This is a genomic window from Mesorhizobium sp. M8A.F.Ca.ET.208.01.1.1, from assembly GCF_004791315.1.
GTDB lineage: Bacteria > Pseudomonadota > Alphaproteobacteria > Rhizobiales > Rhizobiaceae > Mesorhizobium.
In genome coordinates this window covers 1-363 of the sequence record NZ_SRUT01000127.1, presented here as the reverse complement: position 1 = coordinate 363, position 363 = coordinate 1, and the positions used below count along the sequence as shown (strand labels likewise).

General features: G+C 66.7%; 1 pseudogene. It reads right to left on the bottom strand.

Annotation, left to right across the window (positions count from 1 at the left end):
* Nucleotides 1-154: 154 nt before the first annotated feature.
* Nucleotides 155-363: pseudogene (locus EN851_RS34575) on the bottom strand (metal-dependent hydrolase); the annotation flags it as partial.

Here is a 363-nt window from a genome sequence, read left to right as displayed (position 1 = left end):
GACCGCGTAGCGAAGGTGCCCGCGCAGCGAGGCCAGATAGTCCTGCTCGGTCCGGCAAACGGCATCCAAATCGCCCGCGCATGGGGCGTCGCCCTTGATGGTCGAGCCTGCGCGTTGGCCTCAATGCCGATGACGCACTGGTCGATCGTAGTTGTTACCCTTTCATGCTGCCATCCCTCGCCACCACCCTGCCCGCACGATACACCGTCCGCGCCTTCGGCACCGCCACCACCGCTTCCGGCACATGTTCGGCCTTCAGCGCGACAAAGTCGGCTTTGGTGCCGACGGCAACGCCGTAACCCTCCAGCCCCAGCGCGTTCGCGCCGGCCTGGCTCACCACGTCATAGGCGGCTTCCAGCTCCC